This is a genomic window from Corynebacterium sp. ES2794-CONJ1, assembly GCF_025660615.1.
GTDB lineage: Bacteria > Actinomycetota > Actinomycetes > Mycobacteriales > Mycobacteriaceae > Corynebacterium.
The window spans coordinates 88,450-113,148 of record NZ_JAOTIM010000002.1 but is presented as its reverse complement, the minus strand read 5'-3'; the positions used below and the strand labels follow the sequence as shown (position 1 = coordinate 113,148).

Annotated in this window: 23 protein-coding genes; 8 read left to right on the top strand and 15 right to left on the bottom strand. The window is 52.9% G+C overall.

The window, feature by feature from the left end; all coding sequences use genetic code 11:
- Nucleotides 1–36: 36 nt before the first annotated feature.
- From N7326_RS02870 to N7326_RS02860, 3 genes are all read right to left on the bottom strand, one after another.
- Nucleotides 37–390 (bottom strand): hypothetical protein, encoded by a 354-nt coding sequence (locus N7326_RS02870; RefSeq protein WP_259077207.1) that lies wholly within the window; start codon nucleotides 388–390, stop codon nucleotides 37–39.
- Between the two features lie 71 nt (nucleotides 391–461).
- Nucleotides 462–2,234, bottom strand: a complete 1,773-nt coding sequence (locus tag N7326_RS02865) for an acetyl/propionyl/methylcrotonyl-CoA carboxylase subunit alpha (RefSeq protein ID WP_263088116.1) — start codon at nucleotides 2,232–2,234, stop codon at nucleotides 462–464.
- 292 nt (nucleotides 2,235–2,526) lie between these two features.
- Complete coding sequence (locus N7326_RS02860; protein ID WP_259077206.1) at nucleotides 2,527–3,426, bottom strand: sulfurtransferase; 900 nt, start codon at nucleotides 3,424–3,426, stop codon at nucleotides 2,527–2,529.
- A 534-nt stretch (nucleotides 3,427–3,960) separates the two neighbouring features.
- Here N7326_RS02860 and N7326_RS02855 point away from each other — a divergent pair.
- Together N7326_RS02855 and N7326_RS02850 are read left to right on the top strand one after the other, a co-directional pair.
- Complete coding sequence (locus N7326_RS02855) at nucleotides 3,961–5,019, top strand: Cj0069 family protein (protein ID WP_263088115.1); 1,059 nt, start codon at nucleotides 3,961–3,963, stop codon at nucleotides 5,017–5,019.
- Between the two features lie 187 nt (nucleotides 5,020–5,206).
- A complete protein-coding gene (locus tag N7326_RS02850) occupies nucleotides 5,207–7,552 on the top strand; it encodes an acyltransferase family protein (RefSeq protein ID WP_396124911.1) in 2,346 nt (781 codons plus the stop codon).
- Here the strand turns inward: N7326_RS02850 and N7326_RS02845 are convergent.
- The 6 genes from N7326_RS02845 to N7326_RS02820 all read right to left on the bottom strand — a co-directional run bounded on the left by N7326_RS02845 (nucleotide 7,536) and on the right by N7326_RS02820 (nucleotide 13,406).
- Entirely contained in the window at nucleotides 7,536–8,096 is a 561-nt protein-coding gene (locus tag N7326_RS02845) for a DUF3151 family protein (RefSeq protein ID WP_259077203.1), read from the bottom strand. The genes N7326_RS02850 and N7326_RS02845 overlap by 17 nt on opposite strands.
- Nucleotides 8,077–8,709 (bottom strand): Maf family protein, encoded by a 633-nt coding sequence (locus N7326_RS02840; RefSeq protein WP_259077201.1) that lies wholly within the window; start codon nucleotides 8,707–8,709, stop codon nucleotides 8,077–8,079. The genes N7326_RS02845 and N7326_RS02840 overlap by 20 nt, the downstream gene beginning before the upstream one ends.
- Before the next feature lie 19 nt (nucleotides 8,710–8,728).
- A complete protein-coding gene (locus tag N7326_RS02835; protein WP_259077200.1) occupies nucleotides 8,729–9,649 on the bottom strand; it encodes a ribokinase in 921 nt (306 codons plus the stop codon).
- A gap of 81 nt (nucleotides 9,650–9,730) precedes the next feature.
- Nucleotides 9,731–9,952, bottom strand: a complete 222-nt coding sequence (locus tag N7326_RS02830) for an acyl-CoA carboxylase subunit epsilon (protein WP_259077198.1) — start codon at nucleotides 9,950–9,952, stop codon at nucleotides 9,731–9,733.
- Between the two features lie 44 nt (nucleotides 9,953–9,996).
- Nucleotides 9,997–11,628 carry an acyl-CoA carboxylase subunit beta gene (locus tag N7326_RS02825; protein ID WP_259077196.1) on the bottom strand — a complete coding sequence of 544 codons (1,632 nt, stop codon included), beginning with the start codon at nucleotides 11,626–11,628 and terminating at the stop codon, nucleotides 9,997–9,999.
- 137 nt (nucleotides 11,629–11,765) lie between these two features.
- Nucleotides 11,766–13,406: an acyl-CoA carboxylase subunit beta gene (locus tag N7326_RS02820; RefSeq protein WP_259077195.1), complete on the bottom strand. Its 1,641-nt coding sequence runs from the start codon at nucleotides 13,404–13,406 to the stop codon at nucleotides 11,766–11,768.
- A 181-nt stretch (nucleotides 13,407–13,587) separates the two neighbouring features.
- Here N7326_RS02820 and N7326_RS02815 point away from each other — a divergent pair, with 181 nt between their 5' ends.
- The 6 genes from N7326_RS02815 to N7326_RS02790 all read left to right on the top strand — a co-directional run bounded on the left by N7326_RS02815 (nucleotide 13,588) and on the right by N7326_RS02790 (nucleotide 18,702).
- Nucleotides 13,588–14,562: a biotin--[acetyl-CoA-carboxylase] ligase gene (locus tag N7326_RS02815; protein ID WP_263088114.1), complete on the top strand. Its 975-nt coding sequence runs from the start codon at nucleotides 13,588–13,590 to the stop codon at nucleotides 14,560–14,562.
- Between the two features lie 28 nt (nucleotides 14,563–14,590).
- A complete protein-coding gene (locus N7326_RS02810; RefSeq protein ID WP_263088113.1) occupies nucleotides 14,591–15,052 on the top strand; it encodes a hypothetical protein in 462 nt (153 codons plus the stop codon).
- Nucleotides 15,053–15,108: 56 nt separating this feature from the next.
- Nucleotides 15,109–16,326 carry a 5-(carboxyamino)imidazole ribonucleotide synthase gene (locus tag N7326_RS02805; RefSeq protein WP_259077191.1) on the top strand — a complete coding sequence of 406 codons (1,218 nt, stop codon included), beginning with the start codon at nucleotides 15,109–15,111 and terminating at the stop codon, nucleotides 16,324–16,326.
- A gap of 50 nt (nucleotides 16,327–16,376) precedes the next feature.
- Entirely contained in the window at nucleotides 16,377–16,877 is a 501-nt protein-coding gene (gene purE / locus N7326_RS02800; RefSeq protein WP_259077190.1) for a 5-(carboxyamino)imidazole ribonucleotide mutase, read from the top strand.
- 80 nt (nucleotides 16,878–16,957) lie between these two features.
- The gene (locus N7326_RS02795) at nucleotides 16,958–17,329 is read left to right on the top strand and encodes a hydrogenase maturation nickel metallochaperone HypA (RefSeq protein WP_259077189.1); all 372 of its coding nucleotides are present in this window, start codon (nucleotides 16,958–16,960) and stop codon (nucleotides 17,327–17,329) included.
- A gap of 137 nt (nucleotides 17,330–17,466) precedes the next feature.
- The gene (locus tag N7326_RS02790) at nucleotides 17,467–18,702 is read left to right on the top strand and encodes an HNH endonuclease signature motif containing protein (protein WP_259077187.1); all 1,236 of its coding nucleotides are present in this window, start codon (nucleotides 17,467–17,469) and stop codon (nucleotides 18,700–18,702) included.
- A 21-nt stretch (nucleotides 18,703–18,723) separates the two neighbouring features.
- On the opposite strand, the gene N7326_RS02785 is transcribed toward N7326_RS02790, so the two are convergent.
- The 6 genes from N7326_RS02785 to N7326_RS02760 form a co-directional block, all read right to left on the bottom strand.
- Complete coding sequence (locus tag N7326_RS02785) at nucleotides 18,724–18,918, bottom strand: hypothetical protein (RefSeq protein ID WP_259289321.1); 195 nt, start codon at nucleotides 18,916–18,918, stop codon at nucleotides 18,724–18,726.
- A 5-nt stretch (nucleotides 18,919–18,923) separates the two neighbouring features.
- The gene (locus N7326_RS02780) at nucleotides 18,924–19,745 is read right to left on the bottom strand and encodes a carbohydrate ABC transporter permease (protein WP_259289320.1); all 822 of its coding nucleotides are present in this window, start codon (nucleotides 19,743–19,745) and stop codon (nucleotides 18,924–18,926) included.
- Nucleotides 19,738–20,760, bottom strand: a complete 1,023-nt coding sequence (locus tag N7326_RS02775; protein ID WP_259077184.1) for a carbohydrate ABC transporter permease — start codon at nucleotides 20,758–20,760, stop codon at nucleotides 19,738–19,740. Before N7326_RS02775 ends, N7326_RS02780 begins: the two co-directional genes overlap by 8 nt.
- A 119-nt stretch (nucleotides 20,761–20,879) precedes the next feature.
- Nucleotides 20,880–22,157, bottom strand: coding sequence for an ABC transporter substrate-binding protein (locus N7326_RS02770; protein WP_263088112.1), 1,278 nt, complete (start codon nucleotides 22,155–22,157; stop codon nucleotides 20,880–20,882).
- A gap of 239 nt (nucleotides 22,158–22,396) precedes the next feature.
- Nucleotides 22,397–23,068 (bottom strand): TIGR03089 family protein, encoded by a 672-nt coding sequence (locus tag N7326_RS02765; protein ID WP_263088111.1) that lies wholly within the window; start codon nucleotides 23,066–23,068, stop codon nucleotides 22,397–22,399.
- 31 nt (nucleotides 23,069–23,099) lie between these two features.
- A complete protein-coding gene (locus N7326_RS02760) occupies nucleotides 23,100–24,677 on the bottom strand; it encodes an LCP family protein (RefSeq protein ID WP_263088110.1) in 1,578 nt (525 codons plus the stop codon).
- Between the last annotated feature and the right edge of the window lie 22 nt (nucleotides 24,678–24,699).

Here is a 24,699-nt window from a genome sequence, read left to right as displayed (position 1 = left end):
GTATCCAATCACCCCCTTTTTTTCTCTTGATCTTTCTCAAATTGAGTGGTTGTGACTGTCTATATAGCGTGCTACAACTTCCCGGCCTAAATCAGCAGCGTCCTGAACGGTCATCGCCGGCAGAACCGGATCATTGGGGAGAACTCTATCAGGGTCGCCGATAGGAGTTGTGGTGATTATAGTCCCGTCGAAGTGAGCGAGAGCTACCATATCCACGCGGGTTTGTTCGCAGATTGCCCAGTAATAGTCTTTCGCTGAGCTTCGAGCTCTAGTGAGAATCTCCTGGGGATTATCGGTGATCTGCGCGAGAGCGGGGCGATCATCGATGCGGTTGTCGTCGTGAAGCGGGCGCAAATAAAAGCGTCCCCCATTGAGTTCGATTACGTCCATGCTTTTGTAGTTTAGCCGCAGTTAGGGGCCTCTGGAGTATCCCCTCCCATACCGTGAGGGGACTGGGCGGACTACTGCAATTCTAGGAGCACGTCATTCTTACTGACACCTTGGCCAGTTTCGACGCTTAAGCCAGTGACAGTTCCCGATTTATGAGCCTTGACGGGGTTTTCCATCTTCATTGCTTCCAGTACCACCACCACATCGCCCTCGGATACCTCATCGCCTTCGTGGACAGATACCTTAGTGACGGTGCCCTGCATAGGGGCGATAACGGCATCGCCTGAAGCTTGGGTCTTAGCTCCGCTGGAGCGCCGCTTGCGAACTTTTTTACGAGGAGTTTGGCCACCGAGGGCCAGATCTGCAGGGATAGCAATTTCAACGCGGCGCCCATTAATCTCAACGACCACCGTGGTACTCGCTGATGACTCCTCGTCGTCGGGGATCTCGTCGGGATCGGCAAAGGGTTCAAGGGGATTGACCCATTCCTCCTCGATCCATTTGGTATAGATATCAAAATCCTCATCAGAGCCTATAAAGGCGGGGTTTGCCACGATATGGCGATGAAAATTCAAGGAGGTGGGCATACCCTCGATGGTGTATTCCGCCAGGGCGCGCCGGGAGCGCTCGAGCGCCTCTTGCCGAGTCTCACCATAGACGATTAGTTTGGCCAGCATCGAGTCAAACTGTCCGCTGATGATGGAGCCCTGCCTCACACCAGAATCAACGCGTACGCCAGGGCCTGACGGCTCGTTATAAGCGGTAATGATGCCTGGGGCGGGCATGAAATTATTGCCTGGATCCTCGCCGTTAATGCGGAATTCAAAAGCATGGCCGCGCGGCGCAGGATCTTCGGTGATATGCAGTGGCTTTCCTTCGGCGATGCGGAACTGTTCCCGCACGAGGTCTAGTCCCGTTGTTGCTTCGGTAACGGGGTGTTCGACCTGCAGGCGGGTATTGACCTCGAGGAAGGAGATAAGTCCATCGGAACCCACGAGATACTCCACAGTGCCCGCACCATAGTAGTGAGCCTCGCGGCAGATGCGCTTTGCGGATTCGTGTAGTTGCGTGCGTTGTTCATCCGTTAAGAAGGGGGCAGGAGCTTCCTCAACTACTTTTTGGAAGCGACGCTGGAGGGAGCAATCGCGAGTACCTGCGACGATGACATTGCCGTGTTGATCGGCAAGAACTTGGCACTCAACGTGGCGCGCCTTGTCAAGGTAGCGCTCCACGAAGCACTCTCCACGGCCGAAGGCGGCGATGGCTTCTCGCGTGGCGGAATCAAAGAGCTCCGCTACGTCGTCCATAGTATAAGCCACCTTCATGCCGCGGCCGCCGCCACCGAAGGCGGCTTTGATAGCGATCGGCAGACCGTATTCCTCCGCGAATGCGATGACTTCCTGTGCATCGCGGACAGGTTCTTTGGTTCCCGGTGCCATGGGGGCTTCGGCGGTTAAAGCGATGTGCCGAGCGGTCACCTTGTCTCCCAGATCCTTAATGGATTGCGGGGAAGGACCGATCCAGATCAGACCAGAATCGATGACTGCTTGAGCAAAGTCTGCGTTCTCGGAGAGGAATCCGTAGCCTGGGTGGATCGCATCGGCGCCAGATTTTTTTGCGGCATCGAGGATTTTGTCGATCACAAGGTAGGATTCCGCGGAGTTTTGTCCGCCCAGTGCGAAAGCTTCGTCGGCAAGCGAAACAAAGGGTGCATCAGCATCGGGCTCAGCGTACACCGCGACGCTTGCGATATTGGCGTCACGAGCTGCGCGGATCACGCGAATGGCTATCTCGCCGCGATTAGCGACGAGTACTTTGGTGATTTTTTTCTGTTCCACAGTCACGTGAAGCACTCCTGGTTACTCTAAGGTGGATATTTTCTTGTGGTGGTTGAAAAGCTCGAGAGGAGATCCCCCGCTGGGTTGCGCCGTAAGTCACGTCCCTTTTCAGCCTATGACTAGACAAAGGACGACGCTTACACCCCTTAAAATGTTTTGTCGAAAAAACTTTACCTGATAAGGGTTGCTCAGATCACCTTTTCGCATATCTCTATTCTACAGAGATCATGTACAAGGGGTTACCACTTCAGGCGATACTGAAACCCACCTTTGAACTGGCCAGCACGATTAACGAGTATTAGGTAGTCTCAGTGCCGAAGGGATGCGGGCCGCGGCGGACTTCCTTGCGCACCATATTGCTCCACTCCAGCCACGAGCCGTCATAAAGACGGGTGTTTTCTTTTCCTAGCAAATACTTGAGGACAAACCATGTTAGGGCAGCCCGGTTACCAGCGCTACAGTAGACAATGATCTCGTCTCTTTCTACAAGATCGTGGTATAAATTCGCTAATTCCGAGCGTTTACGGAAGCGACCGTTGGCATAAAGGGCTTTTTCCCAGGGGATATTTACAGCACCTGGAATATGACCCTGACGTTCGGTGAGGTCGAGTGCTTCATCCCGGTGCTCTAAGCCCTGGTACTCCTTGTTGCTCCGGGCATCAACGACGAGAGAGTGGGATTGATCTTGGGTCACAACCTGGGCTACTTCTTCGACAAATGCCCGCAGTAGCTCGTCATTGCGCGCAACCACAGGGTAGTCACTTTCAGGTAAGTGTGGGATATCAAAGGAAATATCGCGCTCTTCTAAAATCCACGCATCTCGTCCGCCATCTAGAAGACGAACATCGGGGTGCCCAAAGAGCTCAAAGATCCACAAGGTATATGCGGCCCACCAATTCGATCTTTCGCCGTAGATAACAACCGTATCGTCTCGGCTAATACCCTTTTTCCGCATTAATTGAGCGAACTGCTCGCTGCTAATAAAGTCGTGGGCTAGGGGGTCATTTAAGTCCTCACCCCAGTCAATTCGGATGGCGCCAGGTAAATGGCCGATATTATATAAGCTCTTCCCTTCATCAGATTCGATTACGCATAATCCGGGGGTGCCTAAGTGAGCCGATAGCCATGATGAGGAGACTATGCGTTCGGGATGCGCGAATTCGCGAAAAGGGGGGTACGGGTCAAAGGGCAGGGCCATAATGAAGTATTAAACCTTTCTGATAAACAATTTAAGGGAAATGAAGAAAATTTCTGGGTTATAGTGCAATCGATCTCGCAGCCACCACAATCAGCTCGAGGATATGCCGCGACAAATCAGAACGGAAGCAGTCGGTGACCTTAGAAACCGCCTCGCTGGGCACGTGTCAACATGCTAATCTTTGTCAATTTCTATTAAAGCTTAACAATGTCAACGGCAAGGGGGAGAGCCGAAGAAAAGATATGTGGTGTTGATTACTCCATAGGCTTTTTACCGCTCGTGATGGCGACAGTTAAGTTAGCCTAAAAGAGGTGCCCAACCCACGTCTTTCCAGCTCTTGAGGCTGGTTCAAGATAAGGATGGGGTGCGTCAATTAGAAATTAGTCTCACTAGATAAGGTCACCGAGAGTCCGCGCATGCTCCTATAAGCTTCGTTGCCTTCAGCATGAAGAACCACTGATCTCGAAGGGGAGTCGATAGCGGTAGATAAATGCAATGATGATCGGTGAGCTTGGTAGCTATGAAAGGTTATATATGCACAAGAGTATTGTAGTTTTTGAGGTTGAAGGAGGCTCTGACAAGGGCTTTAATGGGCACCGAAAAGATACGATGCCCATCGTCAAGGCCATTGAGGATAAGGGGTGGCATGCTGAGGTCGTTTTCTATCGACCTGAGTGGGCTGACGGTCTCTTTGATTATATTTTTGCCAATTTTGATGCCTATATCTCTCGGGTTAATCCTGGCAGCATCCCTGGTGGCGAGAAGGGTTATTTTGAGCTTCTGACTAAGCTATCAGACGCTGGTCTAGTCGGTATGTCCACTCCTGAGGAGATGATGGCTTATGGTGCTAAGGATGCTCTGGTCAAACTTAAAGACACCGATTTGGTTCCCACCGATACCGCAGCTTATTACGATGTCGCTACTTTCCATGAAACCTTTCCCACCTCACTTTCGTATGGTGAACGAGTGCTTAAGCAGAATCGAGGGTCAACGGGTTCGGGCATCTGGCGCGTACGTCTCGAGGATTCCGAGTTGCAGGCCACTGTGGAGCCCGGCACAGCGTTGCCGCTTGATACCCTCGTGCGCTGCACTGAGGCTGTAGACAACCATACTGAGGTGCATAAACTGGGCGATTTTATGGACTTCTGCGACCAATATATTATCGGCGACAACGGCATGCTCGTGGATATGCGATTCATGCCCCGTATCGTCGAAGGAGAAATTCGCATCCTCCTCGTAGGACCCCACCCAGTTTTTGTTGTGCACAAAAAGCCAGCCGCCGGCGGGGACAATTTCTCTGCCACACTGTTCTCTGGTGCTAAGTACACATACGATAAACCGGAGGCATGGCAGGAGCTCGTCGATCAGTTCGCCGCCGCTCGCCCAGAGATAGCTGAGAAACTCGGCGGAGATAATATTCCGCTTATTTGGACCGCTGATTTCATGCTTGCCGATGGAGAAAACGGCGAGGACACTTATGTGCTGGGAGAAATTAACTGCTCCTGCGTAGGATTTACCTCCGAGCTTGATATGGGGATCCAGCAGCTCGTAGCCCAGGAAGCTATTGGGCGCGTTGAAGCGCTGCATGACTGATTAAAATTACCCGCCCCGGTTATGTGGGGAAATGGTGAAGAGCTTCCCCATCCCGCCCGTACCCTTTCTTAAAAAAGAACAGGTCGCGGGCGGGTTTTTTGGTGTCTGAATTATTAGAAGCCCTATTCTTTTACTAGAATGATACGAGTTAAAAAAGCTCGCGCCTCGCGGTTGTCGGAGAGCGTGCGTGGCTCGTAAAAAGACTACTGGCGATTGTGTGGGGTTACCGTTGGAACAACTCGATGCGAGCAAATATCGTTATGATCTTGATGGCTTGCGCGGTCTAGCTATCACTTTTGTGGTCATTTTTCATGTCTTTGTCGGGCGAGTATCCGGCGGAGTCGATGTATTCTTGCTGCTATCCGGCTATTTCTTTCTCGGTGCCCAACTCCGTTATGCTCGCCGTCCCCAAGCGGATCCCAATCCGTTTTGGCCCCTGTGGCGCACTATCCGACGCTTAGTACCTTCACTCGCGCTAGTAGTTGCACTCACGGGGGCAGCCGTCTATGTTCTCACCCCTGAGCTACGCAGCCTTAACCTCGCATCCCAGATGCAAGCGAGTCTTTTCTATTATCAGAACTGGGAATTAGCTATCCAGGGTGCCAGTTACGGCGCGGCTACCAGTACCGTCAGCCCTTTGCAGCACTTATGGTCCATGGCGGTGCAAGGGCAGTTCTATATATTCGCCATCGCCCTCGGTAGCCTGGTTGCCCTAAGTACTCGGTGGGGTGCTACGCGCGCCAAACAGCTCGTCAATGAGCGGTTGGTATTGATATTTCTCATTTTGGTGACCTCGATGAGCTTTGGCTACGCCTGCTATCTCTATGGAGTTAATCAACAGCTCAATTATTACTCCACCTTCTCACGCATGTGGGAGCTTAGCCTTGGCGCTCTTCTAGCGCTCACCGCCTCGAGGCTCCGTCTAAATTCTCACTTCGCAAGGCTCAGCGGCATCGTAGGCGTAGCGATGGTGCTGAGCACAGGTTTCCTTTTTGATGGTGCCAACGTTTTTCCTGGCCCTGCTACTCTTTACCCGCTCGGAGGTGCCGCCCTGGTGGTTATCAGCGGTGGGGCAGGGGTCAGCTTCCTCGCTGGCTCTATGATGCGCTTTTTAGGGCGCATTGCGTATGCGCTATACCTGTGGCATTGGCCGTTACTTATTATCTCCACAGTTTATCTTAAAGAAGAAAAACCAGGTGTAGTCCTAGGCCTTGGCGTGATTGTCGTGAGCCTAGTTTTAGCTGTAGCGACTCATCATTGTGTAGAAAAGCCACTGATGCAAAAGGGCAAGCGACCTATATGGGGAGAAAAACGCATGGGTCAGGCGCTGAGGAGTCTAAGAGACACAAGGTCCTCTCGCCTCCGCCTTATTGGGGCGTTGGGGGTAGTCGGGTGTATATCGGCAGCACTCTATATTCCCAATATGTGGCGGCAGGAAGTAGAGGCGCTCAGCGCAACTGATCTCGATCCAGTTCTTTACCCAGGGGCCGCAGCATTATCGATGTTACGAGTACCCCAAGCACCTGTCGAACCAGACCCATATGTGCTCCCCGATCGCATGTCGCCGGCTTGGCGAGATGGGTGTATGTCCTTTATTGGCCAAGACCCCACCGTCATGGTCATTGACGACCCCAAAAAGGATTGTGTTTACGGGGACAAAAAAGCCAAAAAACTCATGGTGGTGGTGGGGGGATCTCATGCTGAACAGTGGATGGCTCCGTTGGATCTACTTGGTAAAGAACACGGTTTTCGACTCATCCCGCTCGTGCGCCAATCATGTCCCGCCTTCGTCAATGAGCGAGATGGAGTTTTTAGTAAAGAGTGCCAGACCTTCAACGACGTTATGGTGGACAAACTTAAGGAGTTAAACCCCGATATTGTCTTCTCTACCTCGACCAGACCGCTCCTTGAGATAGGGCGTCGTCTCGATGAGGTACCCAAGAGTTATCCCACCTTGTGGCGCTTCCTGGAAAAAGAGGGCTTCGCCTTCGTGGGGGTGCGCGATAACCCTTGGTTCCTCCATCCGGACGGCCAGGCCGATATCGTGTCGCAGTGTTATGCCGAAACCCAAGATCTCAAGAAATGTGGCCGCGATCGTTTCGCTATTTACAGCGCCAAGGATCCAGCTGCGCAGTATTTGAACAAACCAGATATGCTCGCCATCGATACTGCTGATTGGTTTTGCCCTGATGGATTCTGTCCCCCAGTGATGGGCAATATCTATATGTACCGAGACGCTAACCACCTCAGTGACGAGTTCGCACTAACACTCGCCCCTCTGCTGTGGAAAGAAATGGGAGACCTTGTTAACAAGGTTGGTGGGGAGCGCAAAATGTCTGAGAAGGAGCACGTGGCCACCTCCAGTCAGACATCAACTTCGCGGATATCGACTACTACCCCCGCCGCGTCGACAAGCCCAACTAAGGAACCAAGCGAGAAGAAGCGGCCGCAGCCGATTCCATTGCAGCCGGCGGCGGACCCGCGTAACCAGTGGGAAAAAGGACTCGACTGGCGCCTTAGTCCTGATCTTTAAACGACGGTCTGCGTCGACGTGGCCTATGACGTCGTTTTGTGCGCAGAAACTCCTCACGAGAAGGTTTGGGTATCAAAGTGCTCACGCAGGCCGGGTCCGATTCGAGCAAAAAGCGAAGATAGCGCTCATAGCCATCCGAATCCCCGATCAGCTCCGAGGCGCGCGCTAGGCACGCGACGGCTCTTAGAACCCCCTGATTGGGTAGATGGGAGAAGGGGATATGACCAGTACCTTTCCACCCGTGTTCGGTGAGCCGATTAAGACTAGCCACATATGCCGCACACGCATAGGTATAGGCGGTGATTCGGTGATGTGCTCTCATGGGGTTTCGTGATAGGGCATCATCGAGGGCATTTTCAGCCAGCTCTGCCCAGCCAAGTGGCGAATCAGGACATTCAATAACGGAGTAGATATCGATAGGATGACGAATATTATCAGCGGGGAGCTCGATAGGCCAAAGAGCTGGGAGCTCTATCTCATCCTCGGCCAATAAGTCCGGGCACGTGGCGAGCCTGGGAAGTTTTCTAGAGCGACGTTGATGCATGGCTGTCCTTAGAAGTGGGTGCCCAGAAATCACTAATGTCCATCCCGAAAGCATAAAGAGCTCGACGGACGACGGCTAAAGAGAGCCCCACAACACTGTGGGGGTCCCCCTCTATACGGTCGATAAAAAATCCCCCCATAGCCTCCAAAGTGAAGGCGCCAGCGCATTCAAGGGGTTCACCGGAACGCGCATAGGTCGCAATATCCCGGTCACTGGGGGAAGCGAAATAAATGGTAGTCTGAGTAACTTCCTCCCAACGCCCCTGAGGGCTCAGAAGGCAATGTCCGGTGAGGAGTTGTGCTTGTTTACCTCGCTGGTATTTCCACCGTTCGATGGCCCGGTCGATGCTGTGAGGTTTGCCTTGCAGGAAGCCATCTATAAGTAGCATCGAATCGCACCCTAAAACTATTGACTCTGGAAATTGGCGTGCGATAGCTTCCGCTTTCTTCGTGGCTAGTGTTTGCACCACGTGCTCGGGGTTCTTATCAGCTAATTTCTCGATCAGAGCATCTTCGTCAATATCAGCGACGTGAACGTCTGGATCAATACTCGCTCCGCGGAGAATTCCAAGACGGGATGGAGAGGCTGAAGCGAGAATAAACAAAGAGCTCATACCCGCATTCTAGCGCAGACTAGAAGGGCAGAATATCGTCTTGGTGAGGATAAGATCGCTGTGCGCCCAATCGAGTGCAGGCAAAAGCACCAATTCTTACTGCGTATTTCGCGGCCCGAACAAGATCATCACCCTGATCTAGGCGGGCAACGAGACCACCAACGAAGGCATCGCCCGCCCCCGTAGTATCTATTGGGGTAATGGGGGGAGCGGGAATGTGGGTGCGATGCTTGTGATCGACGACCTCTACACCCCTTGCACCTAGCGTCATGACCAGCGAGGAAAAACCTTGACCTAGCAATTGCTGGATTAGCCGGTCAATATCCGGATCTGATTGGGGAATAGAGCCTGGGTTGAGAAGAAGTTGGGCTTCGTATTCGTTTAGGATCAGCGGATCGGCGCGTAGGAGCAGCCTCCGATCGAGGGGTATGACAGGTGCAAGATTGATGACGAATCGGGGGTGACTGTTTTTATGTGGGTGCCCCCGTTCTCCCAATAGGGTGGCCTCAAGGGTGGCTGATGGCAGCTCACCCTGCATCACAACAATATCGGCTCGCGAAATGATGTCACGATTGTCGCGAATATAGTCTGGGGACACCTCCGCATTGGCTCCGGGCACGACGATAATCGTATTCTCGCCGTCAGCTGCAACCGTGATAACTGCGAGTCCCGTGGGGCCAGGATGATGCTGGATACGCGATAGATTGACGCCTGATTTCTCCAGCAGTGACAGAGCTACCGGGGCATAGGCGTCAGAGCCCACCGCCCCTAGAAAAGAAACGTGGGATCCCTGCAGAGCAGCGGCCACCGCTTGGTTCGCTCCCTTCCCACCAGGACTGATATTCCCACCAGTTCCGAGCAGAGTTTCCCCTGGGGTGGGGTGGCGAGCGGTGGACACTGCCAAATCGGCATTAATAGAGCCAATGACAACGACGCTCATAGATCGCGCTCCAAGCTAGTAGGAATGAGCCGGAAAAGGATTTCAAACCCTCCGAAGGCTTTAGGATCTCAGGGACGGACCTTAATAGAAGCTCACATGTTGAAATGCATTAGGGTTGAAGATTGGGTGGGGCCTTGAGTCTTCAGCAATTTCTCCCCAGCGATTTACTTCCCTGCACTGATGTGAGTCCCGCGCTGAGTTCGCAAGCGAGCCGATGAGCATCGCCAAGGCCGCGAGTTCTTGGTCGTCAGGCTGCCCTTTGAGCACCTTAAAAAGCGGCTTATCAGCAAATTTTTCGTTCATGAGGTAGTACTACCTTTTCTTGTCGGAGTGACCCAATTGCGGCCCTAGAGCGGAATATTGCCGTGCTTCTTAGCAGGTGTTGTCACAACCTTGCGATCGAGAAGGCGGAGGCCTTCAATAATATTTCCGCGAGTATGAGAAGGAGGAATAACTGCATCGACGAAACCACGCTCGGCAGCCTTATAGGGGTTCACAAGGGTGTCCTCGTACTCGCGTTCGTACCGGGCGGCAAGCGCCTCCACGTCCTCGCCATTGAGGTGGGCCTGCTTGAGCTCTTTACGATAGATAAAACCAACAGCTCCCTTAGCTCCCATGACTGCGATTTGGGCGGTGGGCCAAGCAAATACGAGGTCGGCACCCATATCTTTGGAGCCCATCACGCAGTAAGCCCCGCCGTAGGATTTCCGGGTGATGACGGTAATTTTACCGACTGTTGCCTCCGCATAGGCGTAAAGTAATTTAGCGCCACGGCGGATAATGCCATTGTATTCCTCTTCGGTTCCTGGTAAAAAGCCAGGAACATCGACGAATTCAATAATGGGAGTATTGAAAGCATCGCAGGTGCGGATGAAGCGAGCCGCTTTTTCGGATGCCTTAATATCAAGGCATCCAGCAAATTCGGTGGGTTGATTTGCCACTATTCCCACGGAGCGTCCCTCAATACGGGCAAAACCAGTGAGAATATTGTGGGCATAATTCTCCTGGATTTCGAAGAATTCACCGTCGTCAACCACTCGGCGGATAACGTCAGTCATATCGTAGGGCTGATTAGGTAGATCGGGGATGAGTGTATCTAACTCTCGGTCGTACGCAGTGATATTCTCGCTCACTGAGCCCTCCATTTTAGTGCTGGCCTCGCGCGGGGCTTCAGCTCTGTTGTTGGACGGAAGGTAGTCGAGGAGGTCACGTACCCAATCGAGGGCATCGGCGTCATTATCAGCGGTATAGTGTGAGGTCCCTGAGGTAGCCATATGGGTATGAGCGCCACCTAATTCCTCTTGGGTGATCTCTTCACCGGTGACAGTTTTGATGACCTCTGGTCCCGTTATGAACATTTTCGAGGTTTTATCGACCATGACAATGAAGTCTGTTAGCGCTGGAGAATAAACGTGGCCTCCCGCGCAGGCACCCATGATTAGCGAGATCTGGGGGATAAGGCCTGAGGCTAGAGTATTGCGGTAGAAGATCTTTGAGTAGAGACCCAGCGATACCACACCCTCTTGAATGCGGGCACCAGCCCCCTCGTTGATGCCGATGAGTGGAACACCAGTTTTAATGGCGAGATCCATGATTTTTACGATTTTCTCGCCATATACTTCCCCTAGCGCACCCCCGAAAACCGCCCCATCCTGGGAGAAAACACAAACCTTTCGTCCGTTTACAGTGCCGTAACCCGTAACTACTCCATCGGTAACCGGGCGTTTCGCGTCTAGTCCAAAATTCTTTGAACGATGGCGTGCAAGTGCATCTACTTCGACGAAGGAGTCCTGGTCCAGCAGGTATTCAATGCGCTCGCGTGCGGTCTTCTTACCTGCATCGTGTACCCGCTTCACGGATTCAGGCCCCATAGGGGCAGTGGCCTCAGCCAAGCGGTTGCGCAGATCGGCGAGTTTACCTGCGGTGGTGGTGAGGTCGGGCTTGGATGCTGAAGCAGAATTCGTCTTAGCAGCTGTCATAACACCATAGTTTAAAGGTTCGAGCCGATTTTTGTGAACATCGGATCGGCGATCAGTTAGGGCGACAAGCACGCTAGGTGACATTGTTAACTCGCTATCATCCCGTTGTGATGAATAAAAATCACGGCATCTCGACACTAAAGTGGAATATTGCCGTGTTTGCGGGCTGGGCGCGGACGGTGCTTGGTGCCTAGTAGACGCAGATTGCGCGCTATATAGCCGCGTGTTTCAGAAGGTAAAATTACAGCATCGACGAGACCGCGTTCGGCAGCAAGATACGGATTCAGCATGTGATCTTCGTATTCTTTCTCTAAAGATAGCTGAAATTGCTCCAGCTCTGTGGGGTTAAGACCGCGCAGTAGGGCAGCTCGCAATTCCTTTCTATATAAAAAGCCAACCGCCCCTTTTGCCCCCATAACCGCAATTTGAGCTGTAGGCCATGCAATATTGAGATCGGAGCCCAAACCCTTCGATCCCATGACGCAATAAGCTCCACCATATGATTTGCGCATGGTGACAGTGATCGTTGGAACTGTTGCCTCACCGTAGGCATAGAGTAATTTAGCTCCACGCCGCAAGATGCCCGTGTGTTCTTGAGAGGCGCCGGGAAGGAATCCCGGAACGTCGACAAGCGTAATGATAGGGATATTAAAGCAGTCACAAGTGCGCACGAAGCGTGCAGCTTTTTCGGCAGCGTCGATATCGAGACAGCCGGCGAAATGGGTTGGCTGGTTCGCCACAAAACCTACAGACTGACCTTCAATTCGGCCGAAAGCAATAACGATATTCTGGGCACGATCCTGCTGAATCTCGAGGTACTCACCATCATCGCTGAGCGTAGTAATAACCTCGCGCACATCATAGGGCACAGTGGAACTATCGGGAATGATGCTATCGAGGACAAGATCTGAGGCTGAGACATTTTCTGCGACGCTTCCTGTCTCAACACTTGGGTCTGTTGACGTGTTGAGGTCACGATTATTCGACGGGAGATAGCTGAGGAGGTCGGCCACGAAATCGAGGGCATCTTCATCGTTGGCCGCACTGTAGTGTGAGGTGCCGGCGAAGCTCATGTGAACGTCTGCGCCACCTAACTCTTCTTGGGTGATATCTTCAGCCGTGACAGTTTTAATGACATCGGGGCCAGTGACAAACATTTTCGAAGAATCCTCAACCATCACAACAAAATCAGTAAGTGCAGGCGAGTAGGCGTTCCCTCCAGCGCAGGCGCCCATAATGACGGCAATCTGGGGGATAACACCCGAAGCATTGATATTGTGGTAAAAAGTTCGAGCGATGAGATCGAGAGAGACAGCCCCGTCTTGGATGCGGGCGCCGGCACCTTCGTAGAGACCAATGAGGGGCCGCCCAGTTGCGACGGCGAGCTCCATAACTTTGCACATCTTTTCCCCGTATACCTCACCTAAAGCCCCTCCGAAGACCGTGCCATCTTGGGAGAAAATACACACTTCGCGTCCGTCGATGGTGCCCCAGCCGGCAACGATGCCGTCAGTAGTAGGTCTTCTAGAATGCATTCCAAAGGCGGTAGTACGGTGCTTTGCTAATTGATCCATCTCGACAAAGGAGCCGGGATCGAGCAAATAATCTAAACGATCTCGAGCCGTGAGGCGATTATGGGAGCGCACCTTATCAACTGCGTGCTGGCCACTCGGGGTGTGGGCATCGAGTCGTCTAGCGCGAAGATCTGCAAGTTTCCCAGCTGTGGTACTCAGATCGGGGAGAGATTTTGTATCGAGAAAAGGTGAGGAAATAGTCATGTTTGGTCATGATAGCGGAAAGTGAAGATAGTTTCTAGGGCAAAAGTCATATTTCAAATAGCGTCAGTTGGCGTCTAGAGATGCCCTAGGTCAGCGTGCAGTTTGAGCTTCCTCCCTCTATTGGGGAAAAGGGGGTAAAAAACGCTACCCCCATTTCCCCAATGGAATTAGGATGACAATCATGAACGCCCCCGATCTCTTTAGTCTGCGCAACCCCTACAACCTTGGTTACCTGGAAGAAAAACTCGTCCGCACCGGAGTCATCCCCTCGCTTATTTATCGAGCTAAAACAGGGTCAACTAATACCGATCTTGTAGAGCTAGCGAAGCAGGGAGCCCCCAGTGGAACGGTATGCCTGACAGATCATCAAAGTGCGGGGCGAGGGCGTATGGGTCGGAGTTATGAAGCTCCCTACGGCGCACAGTTGACCGCATCCATCCTGATTCGCCCTCATCGAGCAGCCATTGAGCGGTTGGGAGTCATGCCCCTCGCAGTAGGCGTGGCCCTTTGCGATGCTCTGGCATGGCCAGGGGTTCGACTCAAGTGGCCCAATGATCTCATTATTGAGGATGGAGAAATAAGTAGCGAGGATAACGGTGCAGGTGTTAGTGCTCCTGGCAGCACTGATGACTCCGCGCTCGCCTGCTCCAAGCGCGGTGGCGCTGCGAGAAGCGAAGATATCGCGCAACGACTTCGTGCTGGTGCTGCTGCGATTCCAGTGAGCTCCTATGGGGGAGCGCGAAAATTGTGCGGGATCCTTGCGGAGGCTGTTTCTCTGGGGAAAGAACCAGCGGTGGTCATCGGGTTTGGTCTCAATACCGCAATGCGTCGTAGTGAATTGCCGGTAGAGCATGCAACGTCATTGGCTTTAGAGTCTATTCCTTTTGATCGCGATGACCTTGCGGTTAAGGTGATCCGTGCACTGGTTCGCCGGTTAGAGCAGTGGGAATGCGGTGATGAAAAGTTGCTCGCTGATTACCGGAGCTTATCAGCCACGATTGGGCGCGATATTAGGGCGATCGTCCCAGGGGATCGCGAGATATTGGGTGTGGTGCGCTCGATCGCAGCCGACGGTCAACTGGTTGTCGACGATGGCGTGGGCACGCACCATCATTTGGCAGCGGGGGACGTAACACATTTGCGGTTGCGGGAGTGATAGCTGCACTGTGCCTTAAACTAAGGGGATGATGAGTATTCGTTTGGCGCCGGGGGAGCGCGTCTTCATTGATCTAACGAGTCCGCTGAGCGCACTATTCTTCCCGCTTCTCGAGATTCTTACTGTAACCGGGTTAGCGTGGATGGCAATCGGGTATTTGGACCGGCCAGAATTGAGTGCAACTTATGATCCAAAGATTCGAAACCTCATCGTGCTGATGTGGGCAGGGGTCGTAGTATTCCGCCTCGTTACTAAAATTGTCACCCTACGGAGGCGTCGTATCATCGTTACGGAACACAGGTTGCTCCTGCGCGAAGCTGGGTGGACTAGCAGCATCTTTAGCGCCCCGATCGAGCAGGTTCAGGCTGTTGACCGCCACCGCAATTCTATTCGGCTGATGCTGCGCGGTCAGCAGCGTGCATTCTCGATGACCCACGTACCCCAAGCGCGCCGCGTCTTTGCTGTTATAGAGGACCTTATTCATCGCTAATAATTCTTGTCTCAATCGCTTGTGGCAACCAGGCGGGCTGTTTAGAGTTACAAGGTGTGAGCTATCAAACACCTGCAGATTCATCCCGCGCTGCCCATGCCAGTGGAATGCCCATTATTCTAGTCATCGGAGACGGGCAACTAGCTCGAATGATGCATACCGAGGCAATCGAACTGGGCTTATCCGCCCGCATACTGGCCGCTACCGATCAAGCGTCGGCAGCCCAGGTTAGCCGCGATCTACACATTGGCGATTATCTGTCCTATACCGACCTTCAAAACAGCGCAACTGGGACTGATGTGATCACCTTTGACCACGAACATGTCCCCAACGATTATATCCATTCGTTACTCGACGAAGGTTATGATGTACAGCCCCGACCGCACGCACTCATATACGCTCAAGATAAGCTACTTATGCGCCAGCGACTTTCCGATATGGGCGCCCCCATCCCTCCTTTCGCCGCAATCTCCTCGCGTGACGACGCCCGCGCCTTCTACACCCGAGTCAATGGTGCGGTCTGCCTGAAAGCGCGCCGTGGTGGTTACGACGGTCATGGAGTGTGGTTTCCCAGAACTGTGACTGAGTTGGAAGAACTCGTGGATAAGCTGAGAGCTGAAGGGGTTGAGCTCATGGCTGAGGAGAAAATTGCACTGAGCCGGGAATTATCAGTTCTTGTTGCGCGAACCCCCAGCGGCGAGGTCAAAGCCTGGCCGGTCTCGCAGTCGGTACAAGAGAACGGAATATGTACCGAAACCCTCACGCCCGCACCTGGGCTGAGTGAGAAACACAGCTCCGAGATCAAAAGCCTAGCGCAATATATCGCTACAGAATTACGTGTGACCGGGGTGCTCGCAGTGGAACTTTTTGCAACTGATAACGGCTCAGTTGAGCCTACAATTCTCGTTAATGAGCTAGCAATGCGTCCGCATAATACCGGACATTGGACCCAAAATGGGTGTGTCACGAATCAATTTGAACAACATCTGCGCGCGGTCCTGGATTATCCTTTGGGTGATACTGAACTCACCGCACCCGTGATCGGTATGGCCAATGTCTTAGGCGCCCCTGCTGACCCCGATCTGCCCATGACTGCGCGTATGAAGGCAGTATGGCGTCGGTATCCGACGGCAAAGATCCACCTCTACGGTAAGGATTACCGGCCTGGCCGCAAACTTGGCCATGTAAATATCGCAGGTGACTCAGCTGACGACGTTCTTCAAGCCGCCCGCAATGCAGCTCATTTCCTTAGCACCGCCAGCTGGATGGACTAACATTTGTTGAGGCTTTTAGAAAATCCTTTTAATGACATAAGGACGTGCATATGAAACCCCTCGTTGGCCTTATCATGGGCTCAGATTCAGACTGGCCTACAGTCGAACCAGCCGCCAAAATTCTCGCCGACTTCTCAGTCCCCTTCGAAGTGGGGGTGGTCTCAGCGCACCGAACACCAGACAAGATGCTTGCTTACGCAGAGCACGCTCACACGCGAGGACTCAAGGTTATTATTGCCTGTGCTGGCGGCGCAGCTCATTTACCCGGCATGGTCGCGGCCGCAACACCGCTACCCGTCATTGGGATACCAAGGGCACTCGATACTCTAGATGGGATGGATTCCCTCCTGTCCATCGTCCAAATGCCAGCTGGAGTGCCTGTGGCAACGGTGTCCATTGGTGGCGCAAAAAATGCTGGCTTGCTCGCTGTACGAATGCTAGGGGTAGATGACTTCGAACTTGTAGAAAAAATGGTCCAATTCCAGCGAGAAATGCGCGAGGAAGTGGAACGAAAAGATGAGCAGCTAAGATCTCGCCTGCTTGGATCCTAGATCTATTGGGGCGTCGGGTGCCCCCGACGCCCCAATAAAATTACAGGTGCTCACGTCGTCACGAATAGCGAGGCTCCACAATGACCGAGATTGAATATGCCTCCCTCATCTATCAAGCAATCAGGCCATGGACGTCTGGATATACGGTGAAAACGGTCTATGTGTGCGTCGGAGCATTCAGACGTGTGGACCCTTTTAAGCTGGAAAACGCTTGGGTATATACAACCTTTAGAACGCGAATGCGCGGCTCGCAGCTAAAAGTTCAGTGGACAGATGCCACCATCGAATGCGAGCGGGGTCATTTTAGAGTTGTAGACATAAATGATCTTGAGGACCTCGATTGCCGTTTTTGCGACTCGCCTACCATAGTCTTGTCGGGAAATGAGCTCGTGGTAAGCTTCATCGACTTGGACGGTCGCCATATCTGCGGTCCCATCCGCATAGAAGACTAAAAGGAGCATGGGCGCGGGTAGAGGGAAACTGGCTGGCACCAAGGGACTGCCCTAGCTCACGAGTAATTATCCACAGTTTTGACCGCTGTTTCGGTTTCCTGTTGTTGCCTACGTACACGGTCCATAGCGTGGATATTATGGCACCGACATTATCTCGATACGCAGAGTATGCAACCCAAGCGGCTGGTCTTCTTTTGAGCATCAAAGCAGAAACACCAACATGGGAGAAGCTTAGTGGCCTTCTAGGAATGGCTCGACATGAGGCGAGTCTTTTGATTAGGAACGCCGCATTTTTTACCCCTGAACAACTTCAGTGGGCCCTAGAATCAAAAGTTTCGATGAGTAAACTGTCTCTAATTGCCAAATATTGCAGAAAAGTGTCCAATCGAGAAATCGATCGCCAACAATTGTGCTGGCAGTTCCTTCGCGAATCTTCTTCCTCGAGTGCCGATGAAATGCGCGAGTATCTTGCCGGGTACGTTGACAAGCTCAACGAGAAGGCTAACAAGCCGCGGCGCGAGTACACCCGAATTTCCGCTATCCCAGACCACGACGGCATGCGTTATGCCATGCTCAAATTAACCGACGCTCATGCGGCGCTCTTGCAGAATATGACAGAGCAACCGGCCAAAGAAATATTAAGCCGTGGAGAGGCTTATACCCTCGAAGAGGCGCGCACGCGCGTGATCATGGCTCTGATCTCAGGGGATAGCCAGCCTCAACGAGATGACAGCAATCCTCTTGATCCCCGGTATCGGCCCTTCATCTTGATTCCTTTTGCGGAGAAGGCTTGCAACGTCGATGGCACCTTAGTTACTAGTGATGGAGTGATTGTCGATATAAGGGCCCACGCTAATACCTATCTTGCTCCTATGGGCTATGCTGCGATCGCCTCACGTCTAGAGTCTGGACATATCGAGATCAGCGAACCGATCGCCATTGAGCAGCGTTATGCTACTCAGAAGCACAGACTTACTCAGGTGGTCAGTCATTTGATCTGTGCGCATCCCGACTGCAGGATTACCGCCAACCACTGCCAAATGCACCATATTGTATGGCATGCAGGCGGCGGCAAAACGGAGAACCGTAATCTCTGTCCATTGTGCATGCGCCATAATAAACTCAACGACGACCATCCTCGGCAAACCGTACATGGGCGAATCGATATCGATGTCGATTCGGGACGCATAGGGCACCATAGAAAAGGAAAACCGCTCCGATTTAATCGCGCTCCCGCTATTGAGAAGGGCTTTGCTGCGGTGGGTCGTCGAATTTTAAATTCAGATTTACGAGACGCGCGCGGACATATCCGGTGTCATTGCCACGAGTTTTTCGAATCGGTCGAGATTGATAGTGAACAGCTAAAGAGCTGATAACTAAAGTATTTAGAAAAACTAGCGGCCGCTGAATGCGCGGACGGCCACGACCGTAGTGATGACGCTAAGTAGTGCCAGGACCGCAGGCCATAACGCGGGTTCAGGTTGCAATAAATTCAATGCGGCCTGAATGACAAAGAGCACCGAGAAAAAAGCTAAGAATCCAATAATTGCTTGGTGGACTAAAGTTCTCCTCCTATTCGGGTTTTGCATATATGTTATTTCACCCCTCCCGCGGTCAGACCGGAGACGATCCGGTGCTGGAAAGCGAGGACCATGAGGATCAAGGGAATGGTCACTAGGGCACCAGCCGCCATGACGGAGGAGTAGGGATAGTCGTAGTAACTCTCACCGGAGAATCGTGCAATAGCCACCGTGACTGGCTCAGTAGCACTCGTCGATAGTTGGTTAGCCAGCATAAATTCGTTCCACGTTGCGATAAATGCGAGGATTGCGGTGGTAAACAGAGCTGGGGCAGCTAAGGGTAACAGAATGATACGGAAAGCTTGGCTTTGCGTCGCTCCATCAATACGCGCTGCCTCCTCGAGTTCCCACGGTAGTTGGCGAAAGAAAGAGGTTAGAGTGTAAATCGCCAACGGAAGTGCGAAGGAAATATTGGGAATAATGAGAGCTTGATACTGTCCCAGCCATCCCAGATTGCCAAATAGCTGGAATAGTGGTGTTACGAGGGCAATGCCAGGGAACATGCTGGCTGCCAAAATGATCCCAGTGACGTACCCTTTACCTGCGAAATCAAGACGCGCGAGGGCATAAGCGGTAAAAACTCCAATGGAAAGCGCCACGAGTGTGGTTATCACGGAAATAAAAAGAGAGTTAACTATAGCCGCCAAGAAGTTGTTGCCCTTGTCGGTAGAGAGTGCCTCGGTGAAGTTCTCAAGTGTCACGTGCGTTGGCCATGGGGTGGTGTCGAAGGTGTGATCCTTGTGTCTGAATGCAGTGATGAGCATCCAATAAAAGGGGGAGAGACCCCACACCAAGATAAGAAGAACGCCAAAGTAGTCGCCAACATGTTTACGCATGGGAATCTCCTGACGTAGGGGTCATTATTTCTCTTTCCTCTATTGGGGTGTCGGGGGTCCCCGACACCCCAATAGAGGAGGGCAGTTTAGCTTTGCTTCCACCCAAATCAGCGCCGAGAACTTTAATCATAAAAAATGCGACCGCAAAGATTAGGAGGAAAATCATCGTCGATAATGCGCTCGCCGAGTTGAAATTATTTTGGCGCATATCTTCCACGACGAGCTGAGAGATCGTTGCGGTGGGAGAGTTGGCACTCGGCGAGATGAGAATTACCGGCAGATCATACATCCGTAGAGCGTCGAGAGTGCGGAAAAGTATAGCGACGAGCAGTGCGGGTTTGATTAGCGGAAGTGTGATGAAGCGGAAAGTCTGCCAGCGCGTGGCTCCGTCTACGCGGGCCGCTTCGTAGACATCATTGGGCACCATCTGTAGACCCGCGAGAATGAGTAGCGCCATGAAAGGGGTAGTCTTCCACACGTCAGCAATGATCACGGCCGTTCGGGCAGCCCACGGGTCGGTAGTCCATGAGATGGGCGTCGATAGGAACGTATTAACTATGCCCCGGTCGGCGAAGATGAATTGCCACAATTTCGCGGTCACAGCCGTTGGAATCGCCCACGGGATGAGGACGGCGGCGCGAATCAGTGCGCGTCCTGGTATATCTCGGTGCATAATGATCGCCATCGCAATTCCAAGGAGAATTTCGAGGATAACGGTCACGCCCGTAAAAAATACCGTATTGCCGAGGGCAGGCCAGAAGTCTGTGGCGAGCACTCCTGGGGGACACGTCGCTATTTCCCCAGATGGCAGCATGCACCGTTGCTGAATCCAGTAACTGTAGTGGCGTAGACCAGCAAACCCTCCTTCGACAAAGAGACCAGTTTGTGGGTCGAGGTGCTTATCGGCCTGAAAACTCAGGTAGATAGCCCGCATGATCGGATAGCCGATAACGATAGCGAGAACGGTGAGTGCGGGGGCGACAAGCAGGCCCGCATGGCGCGTAGGTGGAGCCACGAGACAGAGTCCTTTTTCTTGGTGCTAAAACGCTCAAACACTGCCAGAATGGGCAGGGTTTGAGCGATAGCTTAGCAGGGCTTAGGCAGCCATTACCGACGCCTCGACACAGCGGACAACTAACCTGCTGCCCGAATGGCGGCTTCCATATCGCGCGCGGCGTCGTCGACGGACTTCCCATCCATCAGGGCCGCATAGGCGTTATCTTGGATGGCCTTGGAAATAGCGGGGTAGAACGGGGAGGCCGGACGTGGCACCGCATTTTCTAAGGAAATCTTTAGTGCCGGCAGATAAGGATACTTCGCGATTAAATCGGCATCATCATAGATTGAAGCCAGAACTGGAGGGAATGATTTCTCTGCGAAATAACTCTGATTCTCAGCACTTGTGATGAACTCAATGAAATCCTTCGCTGTTTCTTTGTGCTTAGAATTGACGTTGATGCCGTTATTGAGCCCCCCGAGGGTGGACACTCCCACTCCAGACTTGCCCACCAGCGGTTGAACTTCCACGCGACCCGCGACCGTGGAGTCATTGTCTTGGGCCATATCGTACATATACGGCCAATTGATAGCGTAGGCGGTTTCGCCAGCAAGGAAACCTAAATGAGTTTCTTGCTCTGTTGTGGATGTTGAATTCTTAGCGATCACGCCGTCCTTATAGGCATCGACAAGCGCTTGCATACCTGCTTTAGCTTCATCCGTGGCGACGGCAGGAGAACCATCCTCATTGAGAATATGTCCGCCCCAGCCTTCGATAAAGCCAGCTGCGTTAACGGTGAGTCCTTCGTACTGCTTGAGCTGCAGAGTCAGGCACTCGACATTCTTGTCTCTGGCTAATTCGCAGGAATCGGTCAGTTCCGCAAAATTTTTGGGTGCGGTTGGGACGATCTTGGTATTACGGAACAAAAGTTGGCCGTTAGTATTCTGGGGCATCGCATATAAGGTGCCTAAGTAGGTCGCAGAGTCAACAGTTGGTTTCAGCAGTTTTGATGTATCCACCGCGAGATCCCCTTCAAGCGGTGCAATCCACTGATTCGCCGCGAATTCGGCTGTCCAAATAACATCCAGCGCCATCACATCGATATCATCGCTACCAGCCTGTAGGTTCTGCACAAGGAAATCGCGCTGGTCACCAGCTTCGCCAGCTAACTCTTTCATGGTTACTTGCTCGTCGGGATGCGCTTGATTCCATTTATCTACGATGGGAGCAAGCAGTTCGGTGTCTAATTTGCCAAGCGCATACGTGATCGGCCCACGGGCGCCAGCGGTAGCAGGTGTGGGGGCGGCGGAGTTTGTGGTGGTCGTTTCATCAGAGCAGCCGGCGAGTCCGAGTGACCCAGCGACGCCCAGAGCTGTAAGAAACGCTCCGATTCGGAAATTTTGACGAGTATTCATGAGTATTGCCTTTCCAGGGGATGGGGAGACTCTCCTTCAGAATCTACTGAGCATCCTCCCTACCGCGCACCCAATTACGAGTAATGGGGTGAATTTTGGGGGTGAATATCAGTGTATTTTCCAACACAGGGATTTTGCCGCGCGTGCTTTAATTGGAGTAGTCCAGCGGTTAGCAGTGATAGTCCCAATTGATCTCTGTTCCTTTACCCCCGCGAATTGCCCCCATTTTCTCAATATGCCTAGAGATCTAAAGAGACTTTTTCGCTCTCCCGTATATGGGCCAGCCGCTCAGCTGACACCAGGCCATTGATCAGGACGACGCTGCCTAATGCCGCAAAGGGGGAAAGGATGGCCTGATTGAAGCCCTCTGCATCTTCCCACCCTCGACTAAGCACACGAGCCTCGTGGGGAATTGTATGGTGGGCGAGAGTTTTCAGGTCAGGGCTGGGTTGTGAGAATGAATCGCCATGGTAGCGAACGGTAGGGCCGAAATCAATGGCGCCCACGGGCAAATCGCTCCCTATTTCCTTCACCCCGCGGCCAAAGGGGTCGTTGGTGACCAAGACAATATCACCATCGAATTCAGCGCTAAATGAGCGTGGAGGCGCAAAGATTACGTCAGCTGCATCCGGGTCTGCGAAAGGCTCGTGTGGGTCGAGAAAACGATAGGGAATCGAGGCCGTAATAGAGCCGAGAGCAATGCATACCGCTTGCCACGTGCTAGGCAGCGCGATGCCAACTGTTTCGGATTCGTTGAGATCGAGCTCGTCGATAAGCATATTTGCAACCTTATTAGCCCAATTATCGAGAGTTTGAGCAGAAAAGTCGAGCCGAGCTCCAGTGGTCTCGTCGTAGGTACTCAGACGTGGGATTGCGGGGTTGGCTGTGATAAGAGGGCTGAGTAACGGCACAAATGATCCTTGAAGGTCTAGTGGTGAAGGGCTAGTTAACGCAGCGTGGGCTATCGCCACCTGCATCGATCTGTGGGGAGTCCGCAGCATCATTGACGACGCTTCCAGGATCGTTGCTTTCTGGCTCTGCGGTATTGCTGTTCACGGGGGCACCCGGTTCCCCAAGTGGGGCGGAGTAGTCACCCCCGGCGATCACGACGATCCCCTCATACGCGAGCTCAGGATCCTCCACTACCGGCACTCCGCCGAGAGCTTTGGCGATCTTGCGGGCAGTTGAGTCGTTGAGGTTTCGGGTGATTACCTGGGTGCGATCGTAGAGGCCTATCTCAGCATTACCCACGTCGGCAATGGTGAAGCCTTGTTCGGTAAGGTAAGCGCCAGCGCCAGCTGCGAGTCCGGACTGTGCTGAAGCATTCAGTACCTGGATGGGCGTCGGATCTTTCTCAGCGGGACCCTCGTCGGCCGCCGGAGCATCGGCTGGGTCGGCCGGTTCTTCGTCGGTACCAAGAAGCGCCTGGAAAAAGGCTTTGACCTCGTCAGGGTCAATCGTAACGACAGATTCACCATAGTCTCCGACACCGTCGATATCGGCCACTGGAATGGTATTGAAACGCACATTACCCCCAGCCAGATCCTGCAATTGGGTGGCAAAGCTTATCACATCCCAGTCTTCGTCGATCACCACTGAGCGGGTGACAGCTTGACCTAGCTGGGCTAGTTTACCCGGGCTCGTGAGGGTGCCCGTAGAGAGAACTTTATTGACGAGAGAGGCCATATACGCTTGCTGACGAACGATGCGGTCGAGGTCGCCTCGGGGCAGTCCATGTCGTTGGCGCACGAAAGCCAGGCCGCTACCACCAGAGAGCGTCTGGACTCCAGCAGGGAAGTCGGCGCCAGAGAATTCGTCGTAGACGGCATTGTTAAGACAAACATCGACTCCACCCACAGCATCGGTGAGCAAAACAAAACCCAGCAAACCAATTTCCGCATAATGATCAATGGTGACTCCAGCTAGGTTAGTAACAGCATCAATTAACCCATTGCGACCAGCCTGCTTGGATTGGCTTTCGAGTTCTTGCTCGTCGACAATTCCAGCATTAAAGAGTTCGGTGCGTTTGATTGCCTTATAGCCGGCGTACACACCGTTAATTTTGATATTGCCCAGCTCAGGGTCTGCGATATAGGTGTCTCGTGGAATGGAGATCGCAGTGGCTGATGTCCCATCATTGGGGATGCGGATGAGCATGATGGTGTCAGTATTATCGGCTTCTTCGTCGCCAGCGTGTAGTAGCTCGATCTCTTCAGGGGTGAGGGGATTGCCTTGCGCATCCGTGCGTGAGTCGGATCCGACAAGGAGGATATCGATAGCGCCATCGAGTTTTTCTTCCTTGACTCCCTGGTCGCCGCCAAGTTCGAGTGAGCCTGCGGATGCGACGGAGTTTCCCACACGCCCCACAGTGGCGTAGCCCACGCCAGAAATTGTGAGGACCGCAGCGGAGATAAAGGCGAGCAGCACCTTAACTACCCCAGGGCCTTGCTGGGCGGTTTGGGGTAGGTAATGAGGGGCGGGGCTGATATCGCGGACGGGGCGCTTTGGGGTGGTGCTCACGGTGGTTAAAGTCTTCCTCGAT

What these genes read in the sequence shown, in the direction of transcription:
- N7326_RS02845 (WP_259077203.1), bottom strand. Translation starts at nt 8,096, where the DNA reads ATGCATCAACGTCGCTCTAGAAAACTTCCCAGGCTCGCCACGTGCCCG.
- N7326_RS02780 (WP_259289320.1), bottom strand. Translation starts at nt 19,745, where the DNA reads ATGCGTAAACATGTTGGCGACTACTTTGGCGTTCTTCTTATCTTGGTG.
- N7326_RS02820 (WP_259077195.1), bottom strand. Translation starts at nt 13,406, where the DNA reads ATGACTATTTCCTCACCTTTTCTCGATACAAAATCTCTCCCCGATCTG.
- N7326_RS02870 (WP_259077207.1), bottom strand. Translation starts at nt 390, where the DNA reads ATGGACGTAATCGAACTCAATGGGGGACGCTTTTATTTGCGCCCGCTT.
- N7326_RS02815 (WP_263088114.1), top strand. Translation starts at nt 13,588, where the DNA reads ATGAACGCCCCCGATCTCTTTAGTCTGCGCAACCCCTACAACCTTGGT.
- N7326_RS02795 (WP_259077189.1), top strand. Translation starts at nt 16,958, where the DNA reads ATGACCGAGATTGAATATGCCTCCCTCATCTATCAAGCAATCAGGCCA.
- N7326_RS02835 (WP_259077200.1), bottom strand. Translation starts at nt 9,649, where the DNA reads ATGAGCGTCGTTGTCATTGGCTCTATTAATGCCGATTTGGCAGTGTCC.
- N7326_RS02790 (WP_259077187.1), top strand. Translation starts at nt 17,467, where the DNA reads ATGGCACCGACATTATCTCGATACGCAGAGTATGCAACCCAAGCGGCT.
- N7326_RS02830 (WP_259077198.1), bottom strand. Translation starts at nt 9,952, where the DNA reads ATGAACGAAAAATTTGCTGATAAGCCGCTTTTTAAGGTGCTCAAAGGG.
- N7326_RS02810 (WP_263088113.1), top strand. Translation starts at nt 14,591, where the DNA reads ATGATGAGTATTCGTTTGGCGCCGGGGGAGCGCGTCTTCATTGATCTA.
- N7326_RS02785 (WP_259289321.1), bottom strand. Translation starts at nt 18,918, where the DNA reads ATGCAAAACCCGAATAGGAGGAGAACTTTAGTCCACCAAGCAATTATT.
- purE (WP_259077190.1), top strand. Translation starts at nt 16,377, where the DNA reads ATGAAACCCCTCGTTGGCCTTATCATGGGCTCAGATTCAGACTGGCCT.
- N7326_RS02840 (WP_259077201.1), bottom strand. Translation starts at nt 8,709, where the DNA reads ATGAGCTCTTTGTTTATTCTCGCTTCAGCCTCTCCATCCCGTCTTGGA.
- N7326_RS02860 (WP_259077206.1), bottom strand. Translation starts at nt 3,426, where the DNA reads ATGGCCCTGCCCTTTGACCCGTACCCCCCTTTTCGCGAATTCGCGCAT.
- N7326_RS02825 (WP_259077196.1), bottom strand. Translation starts at nt 11,628, where the DNA reads ATGACAGCTGCTAAGACGAATTCTGCTTCAGCATCCAAGCCCGACCTC.
- N7326_RS02770 (WP_263088112.1), bottom strand. Translation starts at nt 22,157, where the DNA reads ATGAATACTCGTCAAAATTTCCGAATCGGAGCGTTTCTTACAGCTCTG.
- N7326_RS02855 (WP_263088115.1), top strand. Translation starts at nt 3,961, where the DNA reads ATGCACAAGAGTATTGTAGTTTTTGAGGTTGAAGGAGGCTCTGACAAG.